This window comes from Streptomyces glaucescens (assembly GCF_002154375.1).
GTDB lineage: Bacteria > Actinomycetota > Actinomycetes > Streptomycetales > Streptomycetaceae > Streptomyces > Streptomyces glaucescens.
On record NZ_MUND01000459.1, the window covers coordinates 1 to 8549 of the forward strand.

Annotated in this window: 9 protein-coding genes and 1 pseudogene; 9 read left to right on the plus strand and 1 reads right to left on the minus strand. The window is 68.8% G+C overall.

Annotated elements, in window-relative coordinates; genetic code table 11:
- On the minus strand, nucleotides 1-196 hold a 196-nt coding region (locus CCN42_RS43850), incomplete at its 3' end, for a hypothetical protein (RefSeq protein WP_211294813.1).
- On the opposite strand from CCN42_RS43850, the gene CCN42_RS27725 reads away from it, so the two are divergent.
- From CCN42_RS27725 to CCN42_RS27765, 9 genes and pseudogenes are all read left to right on the plus strand, one after another.
- The gene (locus CCN42_RS27725) at nucleotides 180-3794 is read left to right on the plus strand and encodes a hypothetical protein (RefSeq protein ID WP_211294814.1); all 3615 of its coding nucleotides are present in this window, start codon (nucleotides 180-182) and stop codon (nucleotides 3792-3794) included. The two genes, CCN42_RS43850 and CCN42_RS27725, sit on opposite strands and share 17 nt — an antisense overlap.
- A gap of 43 nt (nucleotides 3795-3837) precedes the next feature.
- Nucleotides 3838-4539 (plus strand): hypothetical protein, encoded by a 702-nt coding sequence (locus CCN42_RS27730; RefSeq protein ID WP_086739693.1) that lies wholly within the window; start codon nucleotides 3838-3840, stop codon nucleotides 4537-4539.
- Entirely contained in the window at nucleotides 4536-5237 is a 702-nt protein-coding gene (locus tag CCN42_RS27735; RefSeq protein ID WP_086739695.1) for a hypothetical protein, read from the plus strand. Before CCN42_RS27730 ends, CCN42_RS27735 begins: the two co-directional genes overlap by 4 nt.
- Before the next feature lie 11 nt (nucleotides 5238-5248).
- The gene (locus CCN42_RS27740; protein ID WP_086739697.1) at nucleotides 5249-5620 is read left to right on the plus strand and encodes a LysM peptidoglycan-binding domain-containing protein; all 372 of its coding nucleotides are present in this window, start codon (nucleotides 5249-5251) and stop codon (nucleotides 5618-5620) included.
- On the plus strand, nucleotides 5613-6752 hold the full coding sequence (locus tag CCN42_RS27745) for a hypothetical protein (RefSeq protein ID WP_086739699.1): 1140 nt from the start codon (nucleotides 5613-5615) through the stop codon (nucleotides 6750-6752). Before CCN42_RS27740 ends, CCN42_RS27745 begins: the two co-directional genes overlap by 8 nt.
- Before the next feature lie 39 nt (nucleotides 6753-6791).
- On the plus strand, nucleotides 6792-7328 hold the full coding sequence (locus CCN42_RS27750) for a phage baseplate assembly protein V (RefSeq protein WP_086739701.1): 537 nt from the start codon (nucleotides 6792-6794) through the stop codon (nucleotides 7326-7328).
- Between the two features lie 55 nt (nucleotides 7329-7383).
- Nucleotides 7384-7719, plus strand: coding sequence for a hypothetical protein (locus CCN42_RS27755; RefSeq protein WP_086739703.1), 336 nt, complete (start codon nucleotides 7384-7386; stop codon nucleotides 7717-7719).
- A gap of 14 nt (nucleotides 7720-7733) precedes the next feature.
- Nucleotides 7734-8126, plus strand: a complete 393-nt coding sequence (locus tag CCN42_RS27760; RefSeq protein WP_086739705.1) for a GPW/gp25 family protein — start codon at nucleotides 7734-7736, stop codon at nucleotides 8124-8126.
- Nucleotides 8123-8549: pseudogene (locus CCN42_RS27765) on the plus strand (putative baseplate assembly protein); the annotation flags it as partial. The gene CCN42_RS27760 and the pseudogene CCN42_RS27765, both read left to right, overlap by 4 nt.

The following is an 8549-nucleotide window of genomic DNA, read 5'->3' on the forward strand; positions in this document are numbered from 1 at the left end:
CCCCGCAGACCCTGCGGGGCAAGCCGAGGACGGACGCCCCCGCGCAGTACTCGCAGGAGCCGGCGCAGCAGGCGGCGGAGCCGGAGCGGGAGGACGCCCAGGTCGAGGGCGCCAAGGAGCCCGAGGGCCAGATCGAGGCGGAGAAGGCCGAGGAGCCGGGCGCCTGGGACTCGTTCGCGATGGCGCTGGGCTTCATCGGCGGCAAGCTCGTGAACGGCGTGGCGAGCCTCTTCGGCGCCGACAAGCCCGTCGTGGACCCGCAGAAACTGGCGGCCAAGTTCGCCGGACTGCCGACGAAGGACGAGGCTCTCAAGCAGGCGCAGGCGGGCAACGCGCCGGGCGTGCAGATGCAGGGCGCCGCAGGTCAGGCGGCGAGCGAGCAGGACGGCCACGTCGACGCGAAGGGCCAGGAGACCCTGGGGACCGCGCGGGACGACGCCGGGCGCGGGATGGGCGAGGACCAGGTCTACCCGGACGCGCCCAAGGAGCAGCTGACCGCGAAGGTGCCGGGCCGGCAGGGCGGCGGCGGGCAGGGAGTCGGGGCCGGGGGCGGTGCTACCGGCGCAGTACCGCCGGAGGCCGCCTCCGAAGTCGCCGAACACGAACGCGGTCCGCAGTTCCGGGCCGCGTTCAGCGAGGGCCAGAAGGGCATGTCCGAGAGCCGTCAGGCCAAGGACCGCGACTTCCGCGACTCGCAGGCGAAGCACAAGCAGCAGGTCGACGCCGAGATCGCCACCAACACCGAGGCGCAGACGGGCGAACGCGAGAAGGCGATGGCCGAGGTCACCGCCCAGCGCGAGGACTGGCGGGCCGAGCAGGACCAGGAACTGAAGAGCCTCGGCGACAAGAAGACCGACCGGCGCGAGAAGGTCCGCCAGGACGTCGAGGACGAGGAGAAGAAGACAGACGACAACGTCGACAAGGAGAAGGAGGGCAGCGACAAGAAGATCCAGGACGAGGCGGACCGGGCCGAGCGGGAGGCCGACCAGAAGAAGAACACCGCCGCCGAGGACTCGGGCAACTGGGTCACGAAGGCCTTCGACTGGATCAAGCAGAAGGTCATCGAGATCAAGAACGCGATCGTGCGGGTCATCCGCGCGGCGCGGAACGCGGTGATCGGCTTCATCCGCACCTTCAAGGACACGGTCACCCGCTGGATCGACGAGGCCCGCAAGAACATCGTCGACGCGATCAAGAACTTCATCAAGGACCTGATCGAGTTCGCCAAGACGATGGTCCGGGCGGTCATCGACCTGGCGAAGCGCATCCGCAACCTCGTCACGAGCCTGATCCAGGCGGCGATCGCCCTCGTCAACCGCCTCTCCCAGATGCTGAAGCAGATGATCACGGATCTGCTGAACGCCCTCGGCAAGCTCCTGAGCAGCATCCTGGACATCCTGAAGAAGGCGCTGCTGGACGTCCTCAAGGCCGTCGTCGACACGGTGAAGGGCATTCTCCAGTTCGCCGCCGGCATGCTGAGCGCCCTCGGCGACTTCATGCTCATCGCCGTGGACTTCCTCTCCGACCCCGGCGGCTGGCTGAGCGGCGCGAAGAACTCCGCCGTGGACGGCGCCAAGAACCACCTGTTCCGCGAGGTCAAGTCGGCGGTCAAGGCCTGGTTCCAGTCCAAGATCGAGGAAATCCTCGGCATCCCGAAGGCCGTCTTCGACAAGCTCCTCAAGGGCGGCATCACCCTCGAACAGATCGTCAAGGAGACGTGGGACGCCATCGTCCCCCAACTCCCGCTGATCATCGGCGAGATCGTCATCACGAAGGTCATCGCCAAACTCATCCCCGGCGCCGGCTGGGTGATGGCGGTGATCGACGCCATCCGCACGGCCATCGGCGCGCTCGGCGAGATCCTGCGCGCGATGGGCGCGGTCCTCGACTGGCTGAAGGCAGTCCGCACCGGCGGCGCGGGCATCCTCTTCGCCAAGGCGGTGGCGGCAGGCATCGTGGCCTTGCTGGAACTCGCCTACGAGGCCCTGCTGAGCGGCATCGGCAAGTACGTGGCGAAGGTGGGCCGGCGCTTCAAGGACATCGCTGCGCGGCTGGGCAAGGATGGAAGGGGTGATGGGAGGCAGCCGACCGCGGGCGCCTCCGACGACACGGTCGATCGGAAGACCGGCCCGCGACGGCAGCCCCGGCCGCAGCGGCCAGGCGCCGACGGATCCCCGCCGCGCCGTCCGACGGGAACGGCTGTCGCCCCGAAGACTCCCGTCCCCGCCCCGGGCAAGCCCAGGACCGCCGCGCCGGGCACGGGCCGCCCACGCCCGAGCGGCCCGGCTGCCGGCCGTCCCTCAGCGGGCCCCGGCCGCCCCGACAGCCGTGACCGCCCCGACGCCCGTCCGGCTGGGCCCGCGACCGAGCGCACTCGACCCGGTCGCACCACGCCGTCCCGGCCGCGCGACGAGGATCGTCCCGCTCCAGCCCGCCCTGCCGACCAGGCCCCCCAGCTCTCGAAGGGCGCTGACATGACCTCGGGCAAGGACAGGACCCAGGGCCCCGACCGGCCGCAGCGTGAGGGCACCCTCAGGCCCGACCGGGACGGGCGGGACGACAGGGACGGCAGGAAGCCCGAGGAAGATGACCGGGGGCCGAAGAGGGGCGACGACGGCAAAGACCTGAAGAGGCCGCGGAAAGACGAAAGGAAGGACCCGCGGAGGAGTAAACGCCCTCCGCGCGAGGACAGGAAGAGGGACGAGAACTCGCCGGACCAGAAGAACGATCGCCTTCGCAGGATCGTCGACCGGATCCGGCCTGTCGAAGAGCGGATGCTGCGGAACGGTGTGCAACGGGACCACCACCTGGCGGCGCTGGAAGCGATGCGGCGGTGGTATCGCCTGACCGATCTCGCGCGCAGTCACCCCCCCAACTTCGAGATCCTGGCCACGCTGAATCCGACCCGCAACGTGATCAACGGATGGCAGGGACCGGAGGAAGGCTATGACGTCGACGGCTCCGACAAGGGCGACAAGACGACACCGGTGGACTGGCTGACGAGAACCCATCGAGACCCGAAGCTGCCTCCAGTGAAGTCACCAAAGTTCGAGGACAACAAGCTGGCCTCGAGTTTCAAATCCGAATACATCAACAAGAAATTTGCCCTGGCTGAGCAGGACCGTAAGACCAGACGCTCACCGGAACCACTGGGTTTCCGCTATCTGAACAGCCTGACCAACCTCACGGACAGCGAGCGATGGGACCGGACTCACCTGCTGCCCTACGAACTGGGGGGCAATGTGAAGAACCAGAACCTCGTTCCGGCACGGCACTATCAGAACATGAAGCTCAGGGTGACCGAGGGGCCTGCGGGGCGCTGGGTCGACAAGGGCGGGCAAAAGATCGTCTGGTACCAGGTCGACATTGCTTACCATCCGCGGCAGGTGCTCGCCAACGGAGATGTCATCGAGGGCTTCCCGAGCCGCCTGAACACAGCGTGGGGCAAGTACAAGAAGAAGCCCGACGTCAGTGGCGCGAGTGAGACCCACTGGGACGCTCAGCCCGCGGTGACCCAAGTCTCGATCTCCGGCATGGAGACACCGCCGACCAGTTCGGCAGGACCCGTGTGCCGGGTGAACGACGAACAGGACACCTACCGCCTCAAACTCGCCCTAGGGGCGAACGACAGGCACATGCGGGCCATTTTGCTGCTGCGTTCCCAGAAGCGCTTCGAGAACGAAGTCGAGATGATTAATCGCATCAAGGCGTACCAACCGCGCTTCAAGCTGGAGAAGATAGAGCGTCACCTTGCGAGACTGAGGGGTCAGCGACGGCTGCGCTTCAAGAGGTAAGTTCCGCAGCCACCCCCTCGACCGGACATGAAGGCGAGCCGCGATGCAATCACTTACGGAAAGCGAAGAAGCGCAGGTCGAATCGATCGCCGACCTCACTCGAAGCGAGCTCTTCGACGTGGAACACGAGCAGGAGGACATCACCTTTCCGCTGGCCAGATTCGATCCCCTGTCGGAGACCGATCCGAACTGGACGGGCGTGGTGCTCAGCGCCGAGCTCAAGAAGTGCGCCTTGCGGTTCGCGTCCCTCTCCTGCGCATGGTCATTCCGAGGTCCCGAGCGCGACCTCTACGGAGAGTTCTTCCTACGGCACGTGTACCTGGCTCTGATCGAAGACCCGCCGCTCTGCAACGACCTGGCCTCCGAAAGCGAGCGTGAGCTACTGGCCAGCCTGCGAATGATCGACTCGGCCCCGCAAAGGGCGACCGGCGAGGCAACGTTCATCCGGATCGAGCCGCACAAAGAGAACCTCGAGCTCTGGTACCAGGACAGATATCTGTTCGATGAGAACGACAACACCCAGGGCTTCCTCAAGATGGAGCTCGACTATTGCGGCTACCTGGACGCCCTGCGTATGACCAAGGGCGCTTTCGGCTGGCAGATGTTGTTTGTCGATGCCTCTCTGCGTGACACCGGGTTTCGTGCTCATGCGGACAACCTCCGGAGCATGCTCGAGGTTTTTCCGTCCGTATTTCCCCAGTACGACTACACGCCGCTGAGGAACCGCCTGGAGGCCCGCCTGTGACCCGCTACGCCGACATCCCCAAACCCATCCGCTCCGGCATCGTCGTGGTCAACCCCGAGACCGGCACCCCCCAACGCGTCATCGTGCTCCAGTTCAACCCGGACACCCTGGAGCGCAGCGTGGCCCCGCAGTCCGCCGGGGACAGTGGGGACACCGGAGCCGGCGGTACCGGTAGCGGGGACCGGAACGAGGCGCTGCGGCTCAAGGGGCCCGCGCAGGAGACGTGGAAGTTCACCGCCGAGATCGATGCGACCGATCAGTTCGAGGTCGCGGCGCCCGACGGGATTCATCCACAGCTCGCCACCCTGGAAATGCTGGTGCAGCCGACCACCGCGAAGCTCCGCGAGGTGATGCGCCTGTCCCAGAAGGGCGTCATCGAGATCAGCCCGATCGAGATGCCCCTCACCCTCTTCACCTGGGGCAGCAAGCGCGTCATGCCGGTGCGGCTCACCGAACTGTCCATCAACGAGTCCGCGTTCGACGTGAACCTCAACCCGATCCGGGCCTCGCTCAGCATCGGCATGAAGATCCTCACCGTCAGCGACCTGCCCGCCGGGCATCGCGGTGCCGATCTCTACATGGCCCACCTCGCCCAGAAGGAGCGGCTCGCCGCCGGTGCGCGCGGGGGCGGGATCGGGTCGCTCGGGCTCGCCGGGGCCGCCGGCTTCGTCACCGCAACCCGGACCGGAAGGGGATGAGACCGACAGTCATGGCCGACATCGAGTCGTACGAGAGTGCCCTGGACGCCATCCCCGGGGCCCACCCCTATCCCCGCACCAGCCGCTACCACGACGCCGAGATCGGCATCCACCGGATGGACGACGGCACCGAAGTCCGGTACGCCAAGCGGCGCTTACTGCCTCCCCTCCCCGACGACCCGGAGGATACCCACGCGCACACCGTCGCCGCCGGGGAGCGGCCCGATCTGCTCGCGCAGCGGTACTTCGGGGACCCGGGGCAGTGGTGGCGGATCGCCGACGCCAATCCCGTACTCGATCCCGCTGAGTTGACGGGGGAGGCCGGGCAGACCGTACGCGTTCCCCTCGCCGGCGGGTTCCCCCGGGGGGACCGGCGTGTTTGACGTGCCCGTGGGGCAGGGCCCCGTTCATGTCACGCTCCTCATGGGGCCCCAGCTGGTGCGGCCCGTGCCCGCCGAGGTCACCGAGGCTCTGCTCTCCGCGCAGATCACGGCGACCGCGGGGGAGCGGAGCGGGTTCCAGCTCGCCTTCGACCTCACCAAGAACGGGCTCATCAACCGGCGGCTGCTGCCCGAGGGGTTCTTCGATCCGAAGACGCGGGTCGTCGTCACCGTGAGTGTGAAGGGCACGCCCGACGTGCTCTTCGACGGGCTCGTCGTGCGGCAGGAGGTCGGTGCCAGCAATCAGCCCGGTCACTCGACCCTCACCGTCACGGGGGAGGACCTGACCCTGCTGATGGATCTGGAGGAGCGCACCGCCGGCTATCCCAATCTGCCGCCCTGGGAGCGCGTGCTGGCCATTCTGCGCCGGTACTCCGACTACGGCATCCGGCCGGACGTGTACAAGGAGAAGATCGCCCAGCCCCCGCACCAGGACCTGCGGGTGCACTACCAGACGGGCACCGATCTCCAGTACGTCACCGAGCTGGCCCGCGCCAACGGCTACACCTTCTACCTGGAGCCCGGTCCCGCCCCGGGGCAGTCCTCCGCCCGCTGGGGCCCGGAGGTCCGGCTCGGTGTCCGGCAGCACGCCCTCAACGTCAACATGGACGCCCAGTCCACCGTCGACCAGCTCACCTTCGCCTACGACGGGACGGCCCGCGAGGAGCCGCAGGCGCGCTGGCAGAACCCGGAGAACCGGCACGCGTCGCTGCTGCCGCAGCCGTCCATCAGTCCGCTGCGTCCGCCGCTCGGCAAGCGCCCCACCCCGGCCCTCAAGCGCCGCACCCTCACCGGCACCGCGAAACAGCAGCGCGCTCAGGCCGAGGCGGAGCTGCTCGCACGTGCCGCCGTCTCCGCCGATGTCGTCTCCGGGTCCGGTTCGCTCGACGTCAACCGGCACGGCTACATCCTCCAGCCCCGGCAGCTCGTCGGGGTGCGCGGCGCGGGACGGGCGTACGACGGCGACTACTACGTGAAGTCCGTGACGCACAACCTGCGCCCCGGCTCGTACCAGCAGAACTTCACCCTCTCCCGGGAGGGCCTGGAAGCCCGGAGCGACCACGTCCGGCCCTGACACCACCCGACAGACCACCCGTATCAGGAGCACCCCACCATGGCGGCACCCAGCAATCGCTACCTCGGCAAGTTCCGCGGCAAGGTCCTCAGCAACGACGACCCCCTGCGCATCGGACGCATCACCGTCGAGGTCCCGGACGTGCTCGGCGAGGAGCCGTCCACCTGGGCGCTGCCCTGCCTGCCGTTCACCGGGCCGCGGTCGGGACAGTTCGTGGTGCCGCCGCCCGGCACCGGCGTGTGGGTGGAGTTCGAGCAGGGCGATCCCAGCTTCCCGGTGTGGACGGGGTGCTGGTACGGCGCCGAGGACGAGCTGCCGCCCGACGCCCGCGACGCGCTCCGGGCCGGCGGGCCGGACAAGCCGGTCGTCGTACAGACACCGCGCGCACACAAGATCGTGCTGAACGACGCCCCCGGCGACGAGCAGGGGATCCTGCTCCAGGCCCAGGGCGGGGCGTACATCCGCATCACCCGCGACGCCGTGGTCATCGCCACCGGCGCGGGCGCCGAGGTCGTGCTGCGCGGACGTGAAGTGACCATCAACGAGGGCCAGTTGACCGTGCTCGCCAAGCGGTAGAACACCTGACGCGCCCAACGAGAACAGCGAGAGACGAAGACGGGGGACGAATCAAGTGTCCGGGACTCTGCTCGACGCCGAAGCCGTGATCGGCTGCCCGCACGGCGGCCGCGTCGCCACCACCACCTCACCCGCGGACGCAGTGCGGCTCGCGGGCGCCGCCGTCGTCACGGCCGCGCACACCTACGCCGTCACCGGCTGCCCGCACACCGTCGACAACGTGCCCACGCCCTGTGTCGCGGTCCGCTGGAGCGCCCACGACACCGGCGTCACCGTCGCGGGCGTGCCCGTGCTGCTCGACACCTCCGCCGCCCAGTGCCTCACGGCGGCCCTCGTCCCGCAAGGAGTGCCCGTCGTCCAGGCCGCGCAGCGAAAGGTCACCGTCCGATGAGTCCCTACAGCGGCATGAGTCCGCGCAGCGGCGCGAGCCCCCGCAGCGACATCGCCTTCCCCTTCCGCGCCGACCGCCGCGGCCGTACCGCGCACGCCCGGCCCGGCGAGCACGTCTACGACCTGATCGAGCAGCTGCTGTTCACCAGCCCCGGGGAGCGGGTGATGCGCCCCGACTTCGGCTGCGGCCTCCTCGACCTGGTCTTCGCGCAGAACAGCCCGGAGATCCTCAGCACCCTGGAGCTGTCCGTGCACGCCGCCCTCCAGCGCTGGCTCGGCGATCTCATCGAGGTGGACGACCTCGACATCACCGGTGAGGACACCGTCGTACGCGTCCGGTTGTCGTACGTCGTACGGGCCGACGGCGTGCGGCGTGAGGACGTCTTCGAAGGGAGGGCCGCCGCATGACAGGCGCCACCGTGTCCCGCCGCGCCAAGGTGCGGGCCGCGCAGCTCAACGGGATCGACGCCGTCGAGGTCAGCGACGACGGGCTGCTGCTCACCGTCACCTTCCTCGGCAAGGCCCCGCACGGCCTCGGCCCGGAGAACGTGCGGATCGACGGCGGCCGGCGGATCACCGGCATCACGGCCGTCGACGTCAGCGTCGAACGCGAGGAGGACCCGGAACTCGACGACCGGCTCTACGTCACCCTCGACGGGGCCGGCGACACCTCCCGCTACCGGCTGTCCCTCGTGGAGGCCGACCCGTACGGGCGGCCCGGCACCCGGCCCTACCGCGGATTCGACCAGCGCTACCACAGCGCGACGTTCGCCTTCCGCCCGGACTGCCCCACCCCCTTCGACGACACCCCCAGCGGGGACCGTCCCGGCC